Source organism: Streptomyces sp. NPDC051315 (genome assembly GCF_044455165.1).
In the GTDB taxonomy this organism is placed as follows: Bacteria; Actinomycetota; Actinomycetes; order Streptomycetales; family Streptomycetaceae; genus Streptomyces.
In genome coordinates this window covers 51866-71548 of record NZ_JBITEN010000012.1, presented here as the reverse complement: position 1 = coordinate 71548, position 19683 = coordinate 51866, and the positions used below count along the sequence as shown (strand labels likewise).

Here is a 19683-nt window from a genome sequence, read left to right as displayed (position 1 = left end):
AAGGCACGGGGAACCGCGCCGACCATCACACACCCCGCAGCGGGCCGCCGAGGAGCAGGATCAACGGCGGCCCGCTGTCGTGCGCTCCGCGCTCGCCGGGACCCCCGACACCTCGGTCTCGTCCGTACACCTGAGCGGGACCAGCACCCCCTCCGGCACCCGGACGGCACCACTCCGCTCACCTACGCGTTGCCGCGATGAAGTCGACGCGACACAACATCTGGGGGTGGCGCGACAGCCCGGCACAAGATGTATGCTCATGCTCGCTGTCGCCGCAGGGGAATCCGGTGCGAATCCGGAACTGTCCCGCAACGGTGTACTTGCGTGTTTGCGCACGCATGTTCAGTCCGAGGACCTGCCGACAGTGCGCCCGGTCCGTCCGTTCCGGGTGCCTGACGTCCGGGCCTCGCGGAGTGGGCCGGTGGACGCGACGCCGTGCGCGCTCGTGTGCTGCCCCCTGCCCTCCGCCAGGCCCCTGCCGAGCGAGGGAGAGCCCCCCACGTGACCATCGCGCCAGCCGACCCGGCTTCAGCGGCCCCGGAGACCGACGGTCCCGGCGCCGCGCTGTTGCGGACCCTGACCGAACTGACCGCCGACCTCCCCGACGCCGACCCCGGCCGGGTCGCCGCCGCCGCCCTGCGGGGCCGGTCCGCGCGGGCGGACGAGACGGAGCTGCGCGAGCTGGCCACGGAGGCGGCCGCCGGACTCATCTCCGAGGACCCCGCCTACTCCCGGCTGGCCGCCCGGCTGCTGACGATCGGCATCCGCGCCGAGGCCGCCTCCCAGGGCGTCACCTCCTTCACGGAGTCCGTCGCCGTCGGCCACCGCGAGGGCCTCATCGCCGACCGCACCGCCGAGTTCGTCCGGGTCCACTCCGCCCGCCTCGACGCCCTGATCGACCCGCACGCCGACGACCGCTTCGGCTACTTCGGTCTGCGCACCCTCCACAGCCGCTACCTCCTGCGCCACCCGATCACCCGTAAGGTCGTCGAGACGCCCCAGCACTTCCTGCTGCGCGTCGCCGCCGGTCTCGCCGAGGACGACACCGCCCGGTCCGTCGACGAAGTCGCCGCGCTCTACGGGCTCATGAGCCGGCTCGACTACCTCCCCTCCTCCCCCACGCTCTTCAACTCCGGCACCCGGCACCCCCAGATGTCGTCGTGCTACCTCCTCGACTCCCCACTGGACGAGCTGGACTCGATCTACGACCGCTACCACCAGGTGGCCCGGCTGTCGAAGCACGCCGGCGGCATCGGGCTCTCCTACTCGCGCATCCGTTCCCGCGGCGCCCTCATCCGCGGCACCAACGGGCACTCCAACGGCATCGTCCCGTTCCTGAAGACCCTCGACGCCTCGGTCGCCGCCGTGAACCAGGGCGGCCGGCGCAAGGGCGCGGCCGCGGTCTACCTGGAGACCTGGCACTCCGACATCGAGGAGTTCCTGGAGCTGCGCGACAACACCGGTGAGGACGCCCGCCGTACGCACAACCTGAACCTCGCGCACTGGGTCCCGGACGAGTTCATGCGCCGGGTGAACGCCGACGAGCGGTGGTCGCTGTTCTCCCCCTCCGACGTGCCCGAGCTGGTGGACCTGTGGGGTGAGGAGTTCGACGCCGCGTACCGCAGGGCGGAGGCGGACGGGCTCGCGAAGAAGACGATCCCGGCCCGTGACCTGTACGGCCGGATGATGCGCACCCTCGCGCAGACCGGCAACGGCTGGATGACCTTCAAGGACGCCGCCAACCGCACGGCCAACCAGACGGCCGAGCCGGGTCACGTCATCCACTCCTCCAACCTCTGCACGGAGATCCTGGAGGTCACCAGCGACGGCGAGACGGCGGTCTGCAACCTCGGCTCGGTCAACCTGGGCGCGTTCGTGGCCGACGGGGACATCGACTGGGACCGGCTGGACGAGACCGTCCGCACCGCCGTGACCTTCCTGGACCGTGTCGTCGACATCAACTTCTACCCGACCGAGCAGGCGGGCCGCTCCAACGCCCGCTGGCGTCCGGTGGGCCTCGGCGCGATGGGCCTGCAGGACGTCTTCTTCCAGCTGCGGCTGCCCTTCGACTCGCCGGAGGCCAAGGCGCTCTCCACCCGTATCGCCGAGCGGATCATGCTCGCCGCGTACGAGGCGTCCACCGACCTCGCCGAGCGCAGTGGTCCGTTGCCGGCCTGGGAGAAGACCCGTACCGCGCGCGGTGTCCTGCACCCCGACCACTACGGCGTCGAGTTCACCTGGCCGGAGCGCTGGGCGGCGCTGCGCGAGCGCGTCGCGGCCGTCGGCCTGCGCAACTCCCTGCTCCTCGCCATCGCGCCGACCGCCACCATCGCGTCGATCGCCGGCGTGTACGAGTGCATCGAGCCGCAGGTGTCCAACCTGTTCAAGCGCGAGACGCTGTCCGGCGAGTTCCTCCAGGTCAACTCCTACCTGGTGCGGGACCTGAAGGAACTGGGCGTGTGGGACGCGCGCACCCGCGAGGCGCTGCGCGACGCGAACGGCTCGGTGCAGGACTTCGCGTGGATCCCCGAGGACGTCCGGGCCCTGTACCGCACCGCCTGGGAGATCCCGCAGCGCGGCCTGATCGACATGGCCGCCGCCCGCACCCCGTACCTGGACCAGGCGCAGTCGCTGAACCTGTTCCTGGAGACGCCGACCATCGGCAAGCTCTCCTCGATGTACGCGTACGCCTGGAAGCAGGGTCTGAAGACGACGTACTACCTGCGCTCGCGCCCGGCGACCCGCATCGCCCGCGCCGCCCGGGCCACTGTCCCCGTGCAGGCGACCGCCGACCCCGAAGCGGTGGCCTGCTCCCTTGAGAACCCCGAGTCCTGCGAGGCCTGCCAGTGATGTCCAGCACCCAGAACCTTCTTGACCCCGGCTTCGAGCTGACGCTCCGCCCGATGCGCTACCCCGACTTCTACGAGCGCTACCGGGACGCCATCAAGAACACCTGGACCGTGGAGGAGGTCGACCTCCACTCCGACGTCGCCGACCTCGCGAAGCTGACGCCCGCCGAGCAGCACCTGATCGGCCGCCTGGTCGCCTTCTTCGCGACGGGCGACTCGATCGTCGCGAACAACCTGGTGCTGACGCTGTACAAGCACATCAACTCCCCGGAGGCGCGCCTGTACCTGTCGCGCCAGCTCTTCGAGGAGGCCGTCCACGTCCAGTTCTATCTGACCCTGCTGGACACCTACCTCCCCGACCCGGAGGACCGCGCGGCGGCCTTCGACGCCGTGGAGAACATCCCCTCCATCCGCGAGAAGGCCGAGTTCTGCTTCACGTGGATCAACGAGGTGGAGAAGCTGGACCGCCTGGAGACGAAGGCCGACCGCCGCCGCTTCCTGCTCAACCTCATCTGCTTCGCCGCGTGCATCGAGGGTCTGTTCTTCTACGGCGCCTTCGCGTACGTCTACTGGTTCCGCAGCCGGGGTCTGCTGCACGGTCTCGCCACCGGCACCAACTGGGTGTTCCGGGACGAGACCATGCACATGAGCTTCGCGTTCGACGTGGTCGACACCGTCCGCAAGGAGGAGCCGGACCTCTTCGACGACCAGCTCCAGCAGCAGGTCACCGACATGCTGCGGGAGGCCGTCGAGGCCGAGCTGCAGTTCGCGCGCGACCTGTGCGGTGACGGCCTCCCGGGCATGAACACCGACTCGATGCGGCAGTACCTGGAGTGTGTCGCCGACCAGCGCCTCACGCGCCTCGGCTTCGCCCCGGTGTACGGCTCCGAGAACCCCTTCTCCTTCATGGAGCTCCAGGGCGTTCAGGAACTGACCAACTTCTTCGAGCGCCGGCCGTCGGCGTACCAGGTCGCCGTGGAGGGCACGGTCGACCTGGACGAGGACTTCTGAGTCCTCGTCTGTCGCAGCTGACGGTCGATCCGGCGCTCGTGGGCCAGCCACACGAGCGCCGGACCGGCGAGGAGGAGGAACGTGAGCAGGACCGTGAGGGATGCGCCGAATGCGTTCATGGGGTAAGCATCATGCGCCGGTAACACCCATGACAGTGGCAGGACTGCCGTACACCTTCAACTTCCTGCCACTTCCGGGCACACTGGCGGCATGCTGAAGAACGTGGCCGTGATCCTCCTCGACGGCGTGCACCCCTTCGAACTCGGTGTCGTCTGCGAGGTGTTCGGCATCGACCGAAGCGACGAGGGGCTGCCGGTGTACGACTTCGCGGTCGCCTCGGCGGAGGGGCCGACGCTGACCACGCACGCGGGCTTCACGCTCGGCACGGAACACGGGCTGGAACGGCTGGAGAGCGCCGACCTGATCGCCGTGCCGGCCGGGGACACGTACACGGTGCGGGAGTACCCGCCCGAGCTGCTCGACGCGCTGCGCCGGGCCGTGGACCGGGGGACGCGGGTGCTCAGCGTGTGCTCCGGGGTGTTCGTGCTGGGCGCGGCGGGGCTGCTGGACGGGCGGCGCTGTGCGGTGCACTGGCGGCACGCGCGGCAGCTGGCCCGGCAGTACCCGCGCACGACCGTCGAGCCCGACGTGCTCTACGTCGACGACGACCCGGTGATCACCTCCGCCGGCACGGCCGCCGGCATCGACGCCTGTCTGCACCTCGTGCGCAAGGAGCAGGGGCCGGAGGTCGCCAACAGGATCGCCCGGCGTATGGTCGTACCGCCGCACCGGGACGGCGGCCAGGCCCAGTACATCGAGCGGCCGCTGCCCCGGTCGCCGTGCGACACCGTCGGTGAGGTGCTCGCGTGGATGGAGCAGCACCTCGACGAGGAGGTCACCGTCGAGCAGCTGGCGGCCCGCGCCCACATGTCCCCGCGCACCTTCGCCCGCCGCTTCCAGCAGGAGACCGGCACGACCCCCTACCGCTGGATCCTGCGTCAGCGCGTCCTGCTCGCCCAGCACCTGCTGGAGGCGACCGACGAGACGGTCGACGCGATCGCCTGGCGCACCGGCTTCGGCACGGCGGCCGCGCTGCGGCACCAGTTCGTGCGGACTCTGGGCACCACCCCGAACGCCTACCGGCGCACGTTCCGGGGGCCGGAGGCCGCCTGAACGCGCGCCGGAAGCGGAGCTGTCAGCGGGGCATCGGCCTCAGCAGCAGCCGCTGGGGACGCAGCGTGATGCCGACGCGGGTCGCGTCGACGGAGCCGGCGACCTGCTCGAAACGGAACGTGTTCGCGAGCACCGCCGTGACCAGCGTGAGCAGGGCCATCGAGAAGTGGTCGCTGGGGCACTTGCGGTTGCCCACGCCGAACGGCCGCATGGCGTACTTCGGAACGTCCTGGGAGCGTTCCGGATGCCACCGGTCCGGGTCGAACTCCAGGTGCCGTTCGTAGGAACGCCGGTCGCGCTGGATCGCGTACGGGCTGTACACGATGTCGGCACCGGTCGGAATGCGAAACCCGCCGAGTTCAGTTTCGCAGACCGCGCGCCGCGTCAAAATCCATACCGCCGGCAGCAACCGCATCGCTTCCAGGACAACGTTGTTGGTGTGTGTCAGCTTGCGTACGTCCTCGAATGCGACGGGCCGGCCCCCGGTTAGGTCCTCGACCTCGGCGCGCACTTTGTCCGCGTGTTCCGGATGTTCGGCCAGGACCAGCAGCAGCGACATGATCGTGGCCGCGATGGTTTCGCTGCCGGGCGTGAGTATCGCGACGACCTGGTCGTGGATCTCCTGTTCCCCGATGGGGTCGCCATTGTCGTCCTTCGCTTCCAGCAATGCCGTCAGCAAATCGTCCGGCTTTTGACCGGATGCCCGGCGTTCGGCGATGATCTCGTCGACCAGGAGGTGCAAATCGGCCAGAGCGCGGTTGAATACGCGGTTGGCCGGAAGCGGCAGCCTGTACAGCGGCCCGAGCGGCACCACCATGCGGTGGTACATGCCCTGGAAGACACTGGCGAGCGCGGCGCACAGCCGCTCGGCGCGCTCGTCCATGTAATGGCCGCGCAGCAGACAGCGAGCGGCCACGCGGACCGCGATGCGGAACGACTCCGAGGTGCAGTCGATGATCTCGCCGCCCTTCCAGCGTTCGGCGAGCGCGTGGGTCTCCTCCTCCATGATCGGCCCGTAGGCCGGGATGGCGTCGAGCCGGAACGCGGGCTGGATGGTGCGGCGCTGGCGCCGGTGCAACGGCCCGTTGGCGGTGGCCACGCCCTCCTTGCCCAGCAGGCCTTCCAGTGACTCCCACAGGGGTCCGGCGATGATGTAGTCGGGGCTGAGGGCCAGCGCCCCGGTGAGGTCGGGGTCGGTGACGGCGTACACCGTCTTGGGGCCGAGCTTGATGCGGACGACGTCGCCGTGGTCGCGCAGTTGGGTCATGAAGGCCAGCGGATCCCGGGCGAGCCTCCAGCCGTGACCCAGAAGCGGAATGCCGCCTCCGGCCAGGGGAGGATCACGCAGTTCGGGTGTCCCGGGAGTCGCGGGCTGCACCGACTCGACGGTCATTTCTCACCTGCCGCTTCGTTGTTGACGTACGGAGGGGTGGACCGGTCGTCCCAGCTGTCGACCATGTAGCGGCCCGACTCGTGGTGGAACCAGTAGACGGAGCTGAACCAGTTCCGCATGTTCGCGAGGCAGGACCGTACGGCGGCGCTCGTCCGCTCTCCGTGGACCGTCCCGTCGGCGAGCCCGTCGGCCAGCAGCAAGACGTCCTTCTCGGCGGCCAGGAAGTCGGATATGCATCCCTGGACGCGCCGCCGTATTTCCTCGACAGCTTCTTCCAGAGTCAGTCCCTCATGGGTGATGAGACTGATCCCGAGATTGTGCACCTCGTCGCCCGCTATTTCCTTGGGGAGCGAGCAGAGGTCGTTGTACCAGGCGGCGAATTCCTGGCTCAGCAGGGCCGCGCGCCGATAGGCGGGATGTTTCCGCACCGAGTCGGGGAGCTCTTGTCCCACGCTCGGCTCCAGCAGATCCGTCCAGATCCAGTGCGCGAAGGTGAGCCGACGCAGCGCAAGGTATTCCTCGACGGTCGGTATCCGCCCTACGGCGCGGTTGTGGAATTCCCGGTCGTAGGCCTCGATGACGGCGTGGAAGTGCCGGGCGAACCGCGCGTTCCAAGTGTCGGGAAGGAAGGAGAACAGCCGGCCCGCACTGTCCGCGAGTCCGGCGACCAGCGGGTCCTCGTGGTGCAGGTAGGACGCCGGCGCGTCCAGCGCCGCGTGCAAGCGGAGCCTCAACTGCCGCCAGGCGGCGGCCCGGCCGTGCACGACGTCACGGTCGTGCCGGTCGTCCCAGACGAAGAACCACGCGCTGTAGTCGGCGATGGCTTGGAGCACCTCCTCGGAGGCACCGAGGTAGTAACCCGCCATCAGGTCGGTGTAGCACAAGCCGTCGGCATATTCCGCGATCTTGTCCGCCGGCATGAGCCGTTTTTCCTGAAGCCATGAGCGGGTCTTCTCCTGCAACTGCGGCCAATAAGGGTGCAGTTGCCGGGGAAACGCCGCCTCGATGACCGGGAGGGAGAGCGAGGGTGGAACCGCGACCGCGGTCACCGTCGCTGTGGTGCGGTATGTGGTGCGGTATGTGGTGCTGTATGGGAAAGCTGGCACGAACAACCCCTCTCAGCCGCCGGTGGCGCGCGCCCCTCCCGCCGTGCCGGGCGTGCGCCGTTGCGTATCCCCGCACTTCCCATTCAGCCCTACAACTGACGCTTATGGGAACGGATTTGCTTCATTCGCTACCCCAACCCACCGAGAATCCCCATCCTATGACTGGTTATCGATCAGCAGATGTGCATAAGCGATCGAACGTGCGTCGGTCGCACGAACGACACCTGGCCGGGAAGGATCCCGGCCAGGCGTCTTGTGAGAAGGGCGTGGTTCAGTCGTTGGCGACCACGGGGTAGCGGGGTTCGTTCTCGGCCATCTGCCGCAGCGCGTCCTTGCGTTCGCGCTTGGAGAGACGGTCGATGTAGAGGTAGCCGTACAGGTGATCGGTCTCGTGCTGCAAACACCGAGCGAAGTAGCCGGTGCCGCGCACCTTGATCGGGTTGCCCTTCTCGTCCTGGCCGGTCACCTCGGCGTAGTCCGGCCGCGCGAGCGGCGCGTACGCGGTCGGCACCGACAGACAGCCCTCGTTGCTGTCGTCCAGCCGGCGCCTGTCCGCGGGCAGCTCGACGAGCTTGGGGTTGCAGACCACGCCGACGTGCCGTACGCCCTCGTCGTCGGGGCAGTCGTAGACGAAGACCTTCAGGTCGACGCCGATCTGGTTGGCGGCCAGGCCCACGCCCTCGGCGGTGCGCTGCGAGGCGAACATGTCCGCCACCAGCTGCTGGAGCTCCTCGCCGAAGTCGGTGACGTCCTTGCACTCCTTGTGCAGCACCGGGTTGCCGACGACCGTGATCGGTCGCGAGGTCCCGGCCTCCCGCCAGGCCCGCTCCCGCTCCTCCGTCTCCTCGGTGTCGATGACGAAGCCCTCGTCGTCCACGGGGAGCACGCCCGCGTGCTGCTGATCGGTGTCCTGCTGCGCCATGACCGACGTACGCCTTCCTCGGAAAAACAGGGGATGAATGCTCGATACAGGGTACGGGGACGCGCCCCGGGCGGGCGCGGGACCGTGTTCGACATACGGCTCCGCTGCGAGCCCCACCCGCCACGAGGAACCGCGGCGGCCCACGGACCTAGCAGACCTCTTCCAGATCCCGCCAGTCCCTGGAATCCGGACTGTCGGCGACCCACCCGTCCAACAACCCCCTCACGAGCGAAGCCGGCGCAGCCACCCCGCACTCCCGCTCCGGCACCCACAGCTGCCCGTCGGTGCGGTGACCGAGCGGCCCCGGATGGCCCGGCTCACTGTGGTCGTGCGGGTCGAGGTGCTCGCCGTCCCCCTCGTCGGCCGGCATCCGTGACTCGGAGCACATCCGGCACAGCAGCCGTACGGACGACGACCAGTCCTCCGCGGCGAAGCCCGCGTCGGCGGCCAGCTGCTCCAGGGCGTCCCGGTCGGACTCGGTGGCGGCCTCCAGCAGCACCACCCAGGTCGGTACCGGGGAGGGCGCCCACAGCTCGATCTCGTCGAAGACCGGGTACGCGTGCCCGGTCGACGTGGTCCGCTCGCCGTGCGGCACCCCGTCGTGCAGCACGACCTCGCCCCAGCGCCGCCCGGAGGACGGCAGCGGGATCGACAGCACCTCTATCCGGGCGGGGTCCAGCCGCCGCCCCCACACCACCTCGGCCTCCCCCTCGGGCGACAGCCGTACGGCCGCGCTGCCCAGGTCCATGCCGAGGGGCTCGCCGTTGGCGGTGGCGCCGCCCGGCACGTACAGCCCGTAGGCCTGCCAGGCGCGGCGGGCCAGCGGCCAGTCCTGGAGGGCGGTGGCCGCGATGCCGACGTTCCACCAGTCGGGGGCGCCGGTCTCCCGGTCCAGCAGGGCCACCGCGCGGAGCCCGGCGGTGCGCGCCTGCTCCCAGTCGTGGCGGAACTTGTGCAGCAGGGCGAGGTTGAACCAGGACTCCGACAGCCAGGGCTCCAGGTCGGCGGCACGTGTCAGCAACGCGCCCGCGTCCTCGTACCGGCCGTCGCCGATCAGTGTGAACGCGCGGTCGGTGGCCTGCCGCCAGGAGGCGGAGGGCCGGTGCCGTCCCTTGCCGAAGATCCTCACGATTCCCGCCTGCCAGTTCCGTGGTGTGGGCTGGCCAGTGCCCCCGGACACCCTCTCCCTCGCATCCAACCACGTGTGGCTGGAAGGGCGCTCATTACCCATGGGTTACCCACCGGCGGGGAGGGTCAGACAGTCACGGGACAGCACGCGGGCCAGCGCCTCCACCACCTCGGGCGCGTAGTCCCCGCCTGTCCCCAGGCGCAGTTGCTCCAGGGCGGTGAGCGGCCCGCCGGGGCCGGCGTCGCGCACCTTCTCCTCGTAGGCGTTGACCACCCGCACGATCCGGGCCGCCACCGGTTGCTCGGGGTAGGGGTCGGCCTGCCGTTCCACGACCGTGGCGACCTGGGCGCCCGCCCCGGTCTGCCGGACGACGGCTCCGCCGAGCAGCGCGATCCTCCGCTGTTCCGCGACCGGCAGCCCGGCCGTGGCCCCGGCCGGAACCGGGTCGACGAGGCTGAGCTGCCCGATGTCGTGCATCAGGGCCGCGTACTCCAGGACGGTCAGCTCGGGCTCGGTGAGCCCCAGGTCCCGGCCCACGGCCTGGCTGAGGGCCGCGACCCGGCGGGCGTGGCCGGCCGGGGTGTACCCGGCGATCTCGGTGGCACGGGCGAGGGAGGCGATGGTCTGCCGGTAGGTGGCGCGGACGGCGGCGTACCGGCGCAGGGAGTGCTGGGTGAGCAGCAGCGGCACCGAGAACACGGGCAGCGCCCAGAGCCCGACCACGGCCACCGCGAGCGCCATCACCGCGCCCGTCGCGCACACCGCCGACCCGATCCCGGGCACCGACCGCAGCTCGTCGCGGAGCAGCGGGGCGAACGGCCAGCGGGTGCGGGAGTGGGCGAGGGCGGCGGCGACCAATGCGTCGCACAGCACGGTGAGGGCGAGCAGCGCGAGCAGCAGCAGCGCGTACGTGGGGCCGCTCCAGCGGTCGAACACCCCGTGGTTGTAGAGGGGCTGGCAGCACACGGCGGTGAAGCCGACGGCCAGGACCCGCCGGACCAGGTGGTCCAGGACCGGCCCCTGCCCGCGCGCGAAGTGCGGCACGCTGCCGAGCAGGGAGGCGGCGACCACCACCGAGACGACCTGCGCGACCCCGTGATGCGTGGCGTGCCCGGCGTGCTCCCCGAGCAGCGCGTACGACAGCGACCCGGCGGCCCCGAGCGGCGCGGCCTCCCGCGGCCCCGGCCCGCACGCGGGGCCGCTCGCCGGGGGACCGCCGCTCGAGCGCCGGGAGTGGGGGAGGGAGAGTTCACCGACGGCGATCAGCACGCCGAAGGCGAGGGCGACGGGCCGCTCCTCGACGCCCGTGCGGAGGGTGACGGCGAGCGAGACGGTGCCGAGGACGGCGGCGCAGGCGTGCAGGGCGATCAGCGGGCGGCGGGAGGTCATCGGCGTGCTCCGGGCCGGTCGGGGGCCGCGGACGGTGACGGCACGGTGGGCCGGGTCTCGTCGGCGGTCACCACCGGATGCCATCCGTCCCGCGCGATCACCCGGACCAGCGCGGTGACCATCCGGGGGTCGAAGTGGGCCCCCGCGCACCGCTGGAGTTCCGCCAGGGCCACCTCCACCGGACGGGCCCTGCTGTAGGACCGCGTGGAGGTCATCGCGTCGAAGGCGTCCGCGACCGCGACCACCCGGGCGCACTCCGGGATCTGACTGCCGACCAGCCCGTAGGGGTAGCCGGTGCCGTCGATCCGCTCGTGGTGGTGGAGGATCGCCGAGCGGGCCTCGCCGAGGAAGGAGATGCCCCGGGTGATCTCGTGCCCGTACTCCGGGTGCAGTTCGATCACGCGCCGTTCCTCGGGCGTCAGCGGCCCGTCCTTGCGCAGCAACCGGGTGGGCACGCCGAGCTTGCCGACGTCGTGCAGGATCCCGGCGAAGCGCAGCACCTCGACCCGTCCCTCGTCCATGCCCAGCTCGCGCGCGATCAGCATCGAGGCCTGTCCGACCCGCTCGCTGTGCCCGCGCGTGTAGCCGTCCTTGATGTCGACGGCCTGGACCAGCGCGCGGATCGTGGCCTGGTGGGCGGCCCGCTCGCGGTGGTACTGCGCGAACACCCACCAGGAGACGGCCATCGGGAACAGCACGAGCAGCGCGGCGACCGGCCCGTAGGGGCTGCGCCACAGCACGGCCATCATCAGCCCGGCCAGGCCGTGCACCGCCACCGGGGCGAGCGTCCGCCGGAACAGCCCGCGGCAGAGCCGTCGCAGCGGCAGTCCCTCGGCCAGGGCGAGGATCCCGCCGTCGAGCGTGGCGAGCACCAGGCAGAAGACCAGCACGGCGGCCGCGGCCGGCAGCAGCACGTAGGGGAAGTCGGAGGCCTCGACGGCGGCCCGCGCGTCCAGCGCCCCGTGCACCTGGGCCGTGGCCCACACGGCGATCACCAGGTGGGCGGCGCGGCTGATCCGCCGCAGCAGGAAGGGCCGCTGCTCGACGACGGAGAACAGCGCGCCGGGCAGCGGGACGAACGCGGCGGCGTGCGGCGGCAGCAGGAAGGCCCCGGCGAGCAGCACGGGGTAGAAGGTGCCGGCGAAGCGGCGCCGGGCGACCTGCTCGCCGCCGGCGTACAGCGCGGCAAGCAGCAGGACCGCCCACCAGGACGCGCGGACCTGCGGCAACGGGAGCAGACAGAGCAGCGCACCGAGTGCGACACAGACGACGTACGCACGCGCCCGCGCCGGGACCGTCTCCATGTCGCCCTCCCCCCGACCACGCCTTCCTCCGGGTCCGGAGCCTAGGGTGGCGGGGGGTGGCACTGCGGGCGTATCACCCGCGGATTAGCACATTCGGGTGACGGTGGCGTTCCGCTCGGAGAGCGTCAGGACTCCTGACGGGTGGCCGTCACATCGTGCTCGGGAACGGTCTGGCCGGAGCGGATCAGCTCGATCCGGCCCATGACCTTGGAGCGCAGGTCGATCGGCACGTCGTCATGGCCGCAGCACCGCTTGACCAGCTTCTTCACGGCCTCTTCGAGCCCGTACTTCTCCAGGCACGGCGAGCACTCCTTGAAGTGCTGCTTGAACTTGTCGCGATCGACGTCCGGCATCTCACTGTCGAGGAACTCGTAGAGATGATCGAGGACCTCACTGCAGTCCGTCTCGTGCGGCTCTCCGCAGCTCATGAGCCCGAGCCTTTCGCTTCGTTCGACTCTCCGGCGCCGGCCGGGACCAGCCCACGCTCTCGGGCGTAGTCCTCGAGCATGCCGCGCAGTTGACGGCGGCCCCGGTGCAGCCGGGACATCACCGTTCCGATGGGTGTCCCCATGATGTCCGCGATCTCCTTGTACGCAAAGCCCTCGACGTCGGCGAGGTACACGGCGATGCGGAACTCCTCGGGGATGGCCTGAAGCGCTTCCTTCACGTCCGAGTCGGGAAGGTGGTCCAGGGCCTGGGACTCGGCCGAGCGCAGACCGGTCGACATGTGCGACTCGGCGCGCGCCAGCTGCCAGTCCTCGATCTCCTCGGCCGCGCTGCGCTGGGGTTCGCGCTGCTTCTTGCGGTACGAGTTGATGAAGGTGTTCGTGAGGATCCGGTACAGCCAGGCCTTCAGGTTGGTGCCCTCGCGGAACTGGTGGAAGGACGCGTACGCCTTGGCGTACGTCTCCTGCACCAGGTCCTCGGCGTCCGCCGGGTTGCGCGTCATGCGCAGGGCGGCCGAGTACATCTGGTCGAGGAACTCGAGCGCGTCCCGCTCGAAGCGCGCACTGCGCTCGGCGCTCGACTCGCTGCTCGCCTCGACGCCCACACCCTGGCCCTCGGGCAGCTCCGCCTGGCCGTTGTCGGTCCCTGCGTCGGTACCGGTGACCGGACCCACCTCCTCAAGATCGCGGGCAGAACCGAGACCGGTCCCACCAGATTCGGAGGATAGACGACGACCCGTCCCGACCGCCCCTCGAATAGGGGTGGTCTTGGCCGCATGCAGCACCGTCCAGTCCAGGTCAGCGCGACTGCTGCGGCTCGGGCAGAAGGTCGAACCCATGCGGCGGACTTCCTCTCTCCAACGGTCGGTGCTGGTTGCTCAGCACTTCTGTCCGCCTCAACAGAGGTTCGCGGCCCGACATTCCCCTGATCCTCACCCCAGTGACCCGGCCCACCTCACGACCGCGTCGGTGATGACCGTCACGGCCTGCTCCTGGGTGAGGTCCGCCCGCTTCGGCACGGCGAAGCCGTGGTCGCCGCCGGGCACCTCGACCAGTTCGTACGGCCCGACCGGGAACTCCTGCGGCCTGCCGAACGGATCGTTTCCGCCCTGGACGACGAGCGTGGGCACTCCCGCCCCGAGCAGTTCCTCGGAGCGGGACTTCTCCGGCTTGCCCGGCGGGTGCAGCGGGAAGCCGAGGGCGAGGACGGCGTGCGCGCCCAGTTCGGTGGCCGTCCGGCAGGCGACCCGGGCCCCGGCACTGCGTCCGCCGGAGATCACGGGCAGCCCGGGCCCGGCCACCGCGGGCCAGATGCCCCGCCACCCCACGTCCAGCGTCTTCGGCGCGGGCGCCACCTTCTTCCCGGCCACCCGCCAGGGCTGCTCGACGAGCGCGACGCTCACCCCGTGCCCCGGGAGCACCCGTGCGAGGGCCTGCAGGTCCCGCGTCTCGACACCGCCCCCGGCGCCGTGGCCGACCGCCAGGACGAGGCGCGCCTTCCTCGCCGGGTGCCAGGTGATGCGGGCGTCCCCCGCGTCCGTGCTGATGATCTCGGTCGTCACGTCAGAACAGTGTGCCCTCCTCGGGCCCCTCCAGCTCCTTCAGCAGCTCCGGGCCGTTGTTGCGGACATTGCTGACGGCCGTGGCCACGGGGTAGGCGCGCATGAGACCGGCCGGCGGTGGTTCGAGCAGCGCGCGCAGGTCGTCGACGTCCGTACGCGCCGGGTCCAGCCAGGTGTCCCAGCGGTCGGGGGTGAGCATCAGGGGCATGCGGGGGTGGATGTCGGCCAGCGCGTGCGGGCCGTCGGCGGGGGCCACCGCCAGCGGGGTGCGTTCGGCCTCCGTGGTGATGACCGAGCAGGTCGCCCACCAGGCCTGCGGGTGGTCGTCGGGCAGGGTCCGGTCCCGCCAGAACTCGTACAGCCCAGCCATCGCGAAGACCGAGCCGTCGGCCGGCAGCACGAAGTAGGGCTGCTTGCGGGGCCGCTTCTTGCGGCCCTCGACCTCCAGCTCCCGCTCCTGCCGGCCGGTGACCCACTCGTAGTAGCCGTCGGCGGGCAGGATGCAGCGCCGGGAGGCGAAGGCGCGACGGTACGACGGCTTCTCGTGCACGGTCTCCGCGCGCGCGTTGATCATGCGGGCGCCGCCCTCGGGCGACTTGGCCCAGGACGGGACCAGGCCCCACTTGAGCTTCCGCAGCTGGCGAACCGGGCGCGGGTCGTCCACGTCCTTCAGAGGACGGTCGACGACCGCGTAGACCTCTTTCGTCGGGGCCACGTTGTAGTCGGGTGCCAGGGTCTCCTCGGGATCCCACTTCTCGATCTCAAAGATTCCTGCGAGATCCTCGGGCCTGCGACTCGCTGCATACCGTCCGCACATACGTGCCACACTGCCAGACTCCGCACGACGACAGGGAGCCACCTAGACATATGGACAGCACCGCCGCCACCGCGCTGCCCGACCTCTGGGACCGGCTCGTCGGCACCCAGCCCGACCCCGACCTGTGGGTGGTGCTCGCCACCATGGTCGCCGCGCTCGCCATAGTCGTCCCCCACACTCTGTGGCGGGTCTCCCGCAACGCCATCACCATCGCCCACGAGGGCGGCCACGGCCTGGTCGCCCTGTTGACGGGCCGCACGCTCACCGGCATACGCCTGCACTCCGACACCAGCGGCCTGACCGTCAGCCGCGGCAAGCCGCACGGACTCGGCATGATCCTCACCGCGGCGGCCGGTTACACCGCTCCCCCGCTGCTGGGCCTGGGCGGCGCCGCGCTGCTCGGCGCCGGCCGCATCACGCTGCTGCTGTGGCTGGCGACGGTCCTGCTGGTGGCGATGCTGGTGATGATCCGCAACGCGTACGGGGCGGTGACGGTGCTCCTGACGGGCGGCACGTTCCTGACGGTGTCCTGGCTGACCGGCCCGCAGGTGCAGGCGGCGTTCGCGTACGCGGTGGTGTGGTTCCTGCTGCTGGGAGGCGTGCGCCCGGCCTTCGAGCTGCAGGCTAAGCGGTCCCGGGGCGGCGCCGGGGACTCGGACGCGGACCAGCTGTCGCGGCTGACGCACGCGCCGGCCGCGTTGTGGCTGTTCCTGTTCCACGCGGTGAGCCTGTGCTCCCTGATCGGCGGCGGACGCTGGCTGCTGGAGGTCTGAGCGGGCCCCGTCGGCCGGCTCGGGACCCGCTCCGGTGCGCGGCCGCGCCGCGGGGCGCGACCAGCCACGACGCACCCCGTCCGAGCGACGGCGGCGGACCGCGGCGCTGCACCCGGACGACGGCCGCAGACTAAAGTGGGCGCATGCCCGAAACCCCCGCCCACACCGCCCTCTGGCCCGCCCCGCACGCGAGCGGAGCCGTCGACGCGACGGTCCACGTGCCGGGGTCCAAGTCGGTCACCAACCGTGCCCTGGTCCTCGCCGCCCTGGCCTCCGAGCCCGGCTGGCTGCGCCGCCCGCTCCGCTCCCGCGACACCCTGCTGATGGCCGACGCGCTGCGTGCGATGGGCGTCGGCATCGAGGAGACGGTGTCGTCCAGTTCCTCCGTCGCGGGCGGTCCCGACAGCACCGGTGAGGCCTGGCGGGTGCTGCCGGCGGGCTTCCGCGGTCCGGCCACGGTCGACGTCGGCAACGCGGGCACCGTGATGCGGTTCCTGCCGCCGGTGGCCGCGCTCGCCGACGGCCCCGTCCGCTTCGACGGCGACCCCCGGTCGTACGAGCGTCCCCTGAACGGCGTCATCGACGCGCTGCGGGTCCTCGGCGCCCGGATCGACGACGACGGCCGGGGCGCGCTGCCGCTGACGGTGCACGGCGGGGGCGCGCTGGACGGTGGCCCGGTGGAGATCGACGCCTCCTCGTCGTCCCAGTTCGTGTCGGCGCTGCTGCTGTCCGGCCCGCGCTTCAACCAGGGCGTCGAGGTCCGCCACACCGGCTCCTCGCTCCCGTCGCTGCCGCACATCCGGATGACGGTGGACATGCTGCGCGCGGTCGGCGCCCAGGTGGACACCCCGGAGTCGGGCGGTGAGCCGAACGTGTGGCGGGTCACGCCGGGTGCCCTGCTCGGCCGGGACCTGACGATCGAGCCGGACCTGTCCAACGCCCAGCCGTTCCTGGCGGCGGCGCTGGTGACCGGCGGCAGGGTCGTCATCCCCGACTGGCCGGCCCGCACCACCCAACCGGGCGACCGGCTGCGGGAGATCTTCACCGAGATGGGCGGTTCCTGCCGGCTGACCGAGTTCGGCCTGGTGTTCACCGGCTCGGGCTCGATCCACGGCATCGACGTCGATCTCGGCGACGTCGGCGAGCTGACCCCGGGCATCGCCGCGGTCGCCGCCCTCGCGGACTCCCCCTCCACCCTGCGGGGCGTGGCGCATCTGCGTCTGCACGAGACGGACCGGCTGGCCGCGCTCACCAAGGAGATCAACGAGCTCGGCGGAGACGTGACGGAGACGGCCGACGGGCTGCACATCCGCCCGCGCCCGCTGCACGGCGGGACCTTCCACACGTACGACGACCACCGCATGGCCACGGCCGGAGCGGTCATCGGTCTGGCGGTGGAAGGTGTGCGGATCGAGAACGTGGCGACGACGGCGAAGACCCTCCCGGACTTCCCGGAGCTGTGGACCGGGATGCTCGGGGCCTGAGGAGTCGCCATGCGCCGCTACGGCAAGCACACCGACGAGGACGACATCCGCTCCCGCCCGAACCGCAAGGGCAACCGGCCGCGGACGAACATCCGGCCCAAGCACGAGGACGCGGCCGAGGGTCTGGTCCTCACCGTCGACCGCGGCCGTCTGACGTGTCTCGTCGACGACCGGATCGTGTTGGCGATGAAGGCCCGCGAGCTCGGCCGCAAGGCGGCGGTCGTGGGCGACCGGGTCGCCCTGGTCGGCGACCTCTCCGGCGCGAAGGACACGCTGGCGCGCATCGTCCGCATCCAGGAGCGCACCTCGGTGCTGCGCCGCACCGCGGACGACGACGACCCGTACGAGCGGGTGGTGGTCGCCAACGCCGACCAGCTGGCGATCGTCACGGCCCTGGCCGACCCCGAGCCCCGCCCCCGTCTGATCGACCGGTGCCTGGTGGCGGCCTACGACGGCGGTCTGGAACCCCTGCTGGTCATGACGAAGTCGGACCTGGCCTCGCCGGACAAGCTGCTGGAGCTCTACGGCGACCTCGACATCCCGTACGTCGTCACCAGCCGTGAGGAACTGGAGGACGGCGAGGCGGCGGACCGGGTGCGCGCGTATCTGACCGGACGGATCACGGCGTTCGTCGGCCACTCGGGCGTCGGCAAGACGACCCTGGTCAACGCGCTGGTCCCGGAGGAGCGGCGCCGTCTGACGGGCCATGTGAACGCGGTGACCGGCCGCGGCCGCCACACCACGACGTCGGCCCTCGCCCTGCCCCTGGCGGGTACGGACGACTGGGTCATCGACACCCCGGGCGTACGGTCCTTCGGGCTCCACCACGTCGACCCTTCCCGCGTGATCAACGCCTTCCCCGACCTGGAACCGGGCACGGTGGGCTGCCCTCGCGCGTGCAGCCACGACGAACCGGACTGCGCGCTGGACGCGTGGGTGGCCGAGGGCCACGCGGATCCGGCCCGGCTGTACTCGCTGCGCCGGCTGCTGTCCACGCGGGAGCGCACGGAAGGCGACTGACCTCCGCGTTGTTTGTCCGTACGTCCGGCCGGTAAGTGCATAATCGCACCGAGCCGCACAACGGGAGGACAGCACATGGCGTGGCTGCTGGTCATCGTCGCGGGACTGCTCGAGACCGGCTTCGCCGTCTGCCTGAAGCTGTCGCACGGCTTCACCCGGCTGTGGCCGACGATCGCTTTCTGCGTGTTCGCGCTCGGCAGCTTCGGTCTGCTGACCCTGTCGTTGAAGAAGCTCGACGTCGGTCCGGCGTACGCCGTGTGGACCGGCATCGGCGCGGCGGGCACCGCCATCTACGGCATGGTCTTCCTGGGTGACCTGGTGTCGATCCTGAAGATCGTCTCGATCAGTCTGGTGATCATCGGGGTGATCGGGCTGCAGTTGTCGGGGTCGGCGCACTAGGGGTACGTCTGCCCGGGCCCGCTTGTCCTGCCGGGACCCTTCTGGCCCAGGCGCCCTGTCCGGCGGGCCCCCGTCGCTATCCGGCCGGCTGTCGGGGCAGGGCGCCGCGCACCAGGTCGGCGACGCCGCCCTCGCCGGGGGGCGCGGCGACGCAGGAGAGGGCGAGCCGGACGGCCAGTTCGCAGGAGCGGGCGAGCTCGGTGGTGTCCGGCGTGGTGCCGGGACCGGTGAGCGCGGCCACGGCCCGGTCCCGGACGGTCGCCACGAGATCCCCGGGTGAGGGCAGCGGCCCGTCCGCCCGCCGCTGCGCCGGCACCGAGGAGGAGGACGGCACCGCCGAGAGCGTCGGGGACGGCAGGCGCTCGCTCCAGCAGCCGGTGAGGATGGCCCGTACGAGCACGTTGCCCCGCGCGGCCGACGCCGTCCACTCCGCCGCGGCGGTCAGCCTGTCCCGGGCGTCCCCGTGCACGGACAGCGCCCGCTCGACGCCCGCGAGATATCCGTCGGCCTCCCGCCTGACGAGCGCCCGGGCCAGCCCCTCCTTGCTGCCGAACTCGTTGTAGAGGGTCTGCCGGGACACCCCGGCCGCCGCGGCGACGTCCACCATCCGCACAGCGGCCCACGGCCGGCACGCCAGCGCCGCGGAGGCGGCGTCCAGTAGGGATTCCCGCGCTGCAGGCATCATCGCCTCCCCGGGGCGAGCGACTCTGCGCCCAGGTTTGACGCGCCCGCATGCACTGTCAAGGGTGCGCGGGAGGAGTGGGGGCGGGTGTTGGCCATGGCGGTGCGACTCGGTGAGGAGGGGGTGCGGCGGGTTGAGGCGGGACCTGCCCCCGGGGCCTGCGGGACAGGGTGCGGACAGAGGCAGGGTGCCCAGCGACCACCGTCCCAAGCCCCCGTCCACTC

General features: G+C 71.3%; 18 protein-coding genes and 1 riboswitch. Of the genes, 7 read left to right on the top strand and 11 right to left on the bottom strand.

Annotated features, from left to right (window positions below; translation table 11 throughout):
- Positions 1-278: 278 nt before the first annotated feature.
- Positions 279-356, top strand: a riboswitch (cobalamin riboswitch).
- A gap of 145 nt (positions 357-501) precedes the next feature.
- From ACIBBD_RS23055 to ACIBBD_RS23045, 3 genes are all read left to right on the top strand, one after another.
- The gene (locus ACIBBD_RS23055) at positions 502-2850 is read left to right on the top strand and encodes a ribonucleoside-diphosphate reductase subunit alpha (RefSeq protein WP_399421365.1); all 2349 of its coding nucleotides are present in this window, start codon (positions 502-504) and stop codon (positions 2848-2850) included.
- Complete coding sequence (locus tag ACIBBD_RS23050; protein ID WP_399421364.1) at positions 2850-3860, top strand: ribonucleotide-diphosphate reductase subunit beta; 1011 nt, start codon at positions 2850-2852, stop codon at positions 3858-3860. The genes ACIBBD_RS23055 and ACIBBD_RS23050 overlap by 1 nt, the downstream gene beginning before the upstream one ends.
- A 210-nt stretch (positions 3861-4070) precedes the next feature.
- Entirely contained in the window at positions 4071-5033 is a 963-nt protein-coding gene (locus tag ACIBBD_RS23045; protein ID WP_399421363.1) for a GlxA family transcriptional regulator, read from the top strand.
- 22 nt (positions 5034-5055) lie between these two features.
- On the opposite strand, the gene ACIBBD_RS23040 is transcribed toward ACIBBD_RS23045, so the two are convergent.
- From ACIBBD_RS23040 to ACIBBD_RS22995, 10 genes are all read right to left on the bottom strand, one after another.
- Positions 5056-6426 (bottom strand): cytochrome P450, encoded by a 1371-nt coding sequence (locus ACIBBD_RS23040; protein ID WP_399421362.1) that lies wholly within the window; start codon positions 6424-6426, stop codon positions 5056-5058.
- Entirely contained in the window at positions 6423-7532 is a 1110-nt protein-coding gene (gene cyc1, locus ACIBBD_RS23035) for an epi-isozizaene synthase (protein WP_399421361.1), read from the bottom strand. Before cyc1 ends, ACIBBD_RS23040 begins: the two co-directional genes overlap by 4 nt.
- Before the next feature lie 271 nt (positions 7533-7803).
- Entirely contained in the window at positions 7804-8454 is a 651-nt protein-coding gene (gene def / locus ACIBBD_RS23030) for a peptide deformylase (RefSeq protein WP_399421360.1), read from the bottom strand.
- Positions 8455-8602: 148 nt separating this feature from the next.
- Positions 8603-9583, bottom strand: a complete 981-nt coding sequence (locus ACIBBD_RS23025; RefSeq protein ID WP_399421359.1) for a tetratricopeptide repeat protein — start codon at positions 9581-9583, stop codon at positions 8603-8605.
- Between the two features lie 105 nt (positions 9584-9688).
- A complete protein-coding gene (locus tag ACIBBD_RS23020; RefSeq protein WP_399421358.1) occupies positions 9689-10972 on the bottom strand; it encodes an HD-GYP domain-containing protein in 1284 nt (427 codons plus the stop codon).
- Positions 10969-12276, bottom strand: a complete 1308-nt coding sequence (locus ACIBBD_RS23015; protein WP_399421357.1) for an HD-GYP domain-containing protein — start codon at positions 12274-12276, stop codon at positions 10969-10971. The genes ACIBBD_RS23020 and ACIBBD_RS23015 overlap by 4 nt, the downstream gene beginning before the upstream one ends.
- A gap of 125 nt (positions 12277-12401) precedes the next feature.
- Entirely contained in the window at positions 12402-12704 is a 303-nt protein-coding gene (gene rsrA / locus ACIBBD_RS23010; RefSeq protein WP_399421356.1) for a mycothiol system anti-sigma-R factor, read from the bottom strand.
- Positions 12701-13396 carry an RNA polymerase sigma factor SigR gene (gene sigR / locus ACIBBD_RS23005; RefSeq protein ID WP_399421355.1) on the bottom strand — a complete coding sequence of 232 codons (696 nt, stop codon included), beginning with the start codon at positions 13394-13396 and terminating at the stop codon, positions 12701-12703. The genes rsrA and sigR overlap by 4 nt, the downstream gene beginning before the upstream one ends.
- 258 nt (positions 13397-13654) lie before the next feature.
- Positions 13655-14284 (bottom strand): alpha/beta family hydrolase, encoded by a 630-nt coding sequence (locus ACIBBD_RS23000; RefSeq protein ID WP_399421354.1) that lies wholly within the window; start codon positions 14282-14284, stop codon positions 13655-13657.
- Between the two features lies 1 nt (position 14285).
- Entirely contained in the window at positions 14286-15101 is an 816-nt protein-coding gene (locus tag ACIBBD_RS22995) for an SOS response-associated peptidase (protein WP_399421353.1), read from the bottom strand.
- A 50-nt stretch (positions 15102-15151) separates the two neighbouring features.
- Between ACIBBD_RS22995 and ACIBBD_RS22990 the strand changes: the two genes are divergently transcribed.
- The 4 genes from ACIBBD_RS22990 (at position 15152) to ACIBBD_RS22975 (ending at position 18777) form a co-directional block, all read left to right on the top strand.
- Positions 15152-15874, top strand: coding sequence for a M50 family metallopeptidase (locus tag ACIBBD_RS22990; RefSeq protein WP_399421352.1), 723 nt, complete (start codon positions 15152-15154; stop codon positions 15872-15874).
- Positions 15875-16017: 143 nt separating this feature from the next.
- On the top strand, positions 16018-17358 hold the full coding sequence (gene aroA / locus ACIBBD_RS22985) for a 3-phosphoshikimate 1-carboxyvinyltransferase (RefSeq protein WP_399421351.1): 1341 nt from the start codon (positions 16018-16020) through the stop codon (positions 17356-17358).
- A 9-nt stretch (positions 17359-17367) separates the two neighbouring features.
- The gene (rsgA, locus tag ACIBBD_RS22980) at positions 17368-18378 is read left to right on the top strand and encodes a ribosome small subunit-dependent GTPase A (protein ID WP_399421350.1); all 1011 of its coding nucleotides are present in this window, start codon (positions 17368-17370) and stop codon (positions 18376-18378) included.
- Between the two features lie 75 nt (positions 18379-18453).
- On the top strand, positions 18454-18777 hold the full coding sequence (locus ACIBBD_RS22975; protein WP_399421349.1) for a DMT family transporter: 324 nt from the start codon (positions 18454-18456) through the stop codon (positions 18775-18777).
- 76 nt (positions 18778-18853) lie between these two features.
- Here ACIBBD_RS22975 and ACIBBD_RS22970 read toward each other — a convergent pair whose 3' ends face one another.
- Positions 18854-19459, bottom strand: a complete 606-nt coding sequence (locus tag ACIBBD_RS22970) for a TetR/AcrR family transcriptional regulator (protein ID WP_399421348.1) — start codon at positions 19457-19459, stop codon at positions 18854-18856.
- Positions 19460-19683 lie beyond the last annotated feature (224 nt).

Coding starts and splice junctions, on each gene's coding strand:
- ACIBBD_RS23050 (WP_399421364.1), top strand. CDS start 2,850: ATGTCCAGCACCCAGAACCTTCTTGACCCCGGCTTCGAGCTGACGCTC.
- ACIBBD_RS23045 (WP_399421363.1), top strand. CDS start 4,071: ATGCTGAAGAACGTGGCCGTGATCCTCCTCGACGGCGTGCACCCCTTC.
- ACIBBD_RS23040 (WP_399421362.1), bottom strand. CDS start 6,426: ATGACCGTCGAGTCGGTGCAGCCCGCGACTCCCGGGACACCCGAACTG.
- def (WP_399421360.1), bottom strand. CDS start 8,454: ATGGCGCAGCAGGACACCGATCAGCAGCACGCGGGCGTGCTCCCCGTG.
- ACIBBD_RS23020 (WP_399421358.1), bottom strand. CDS start 10,972: ATGACCTCCCGCCGCCCGCTGATCGCCCTGCACGCCTGCGCCGCCGTC.
- ACIBBD_RS23015 (WP_399421357.1), bottom strand. CDS start 12,276: ATGGAGACGGTCCCGGCGCGGGCGCGTGCGTACGTCGTCTGTGTCGCA.
- rsrA (WP_399421356.1), bottom strand. CDS start 12,704: ATGAGCTGCGGAGAGCCGCACGAGACGGACTGCAGTGAGGTCCTCGAT.
- ACIBBD_RS22995 (WP_399421353.1), bottom strand. CDS start 15,101: ATGTGCGGACGGTATGCAGCGAGTCGCAGGCCCGAGGATCTCGCAGGA.
- ACIBBD_RS22990 (WP_399421352.1), top strand. CDS start 15,152: ATGGACAGCACCGCCGCCACCGCGCTGCCCGACCTCTGGGACCGGCTC.
- aroA (WP_399421351.1), top strand. CDS start 16,018: ATGCCCGAAACCCCCGCCCACACCGCCCTCTGGCCCGCCCCGCACGCG.
- rsgA (WP_399421350.1), top strand. CDS start 17,368: ATGCGCCGCTACGGCAAGCACACCGACGAGGACGACATCCGCTCCCGC.
- ACIBBD_RS22975 (WP_399421349.1), top strand. CDS start 18,454: ATGGCGTGGCTGCTGGTCATCGTCGCGGGACTGCTCGAGACCGGCTTC.
- ACIBBD_RS22970 (WP_399421348.1), bottom strand. CDS start 19,459: ATGCCTGCAGCGCGGGAATCCCTACTGGACGCCGCCTCCGCGGCGCTG.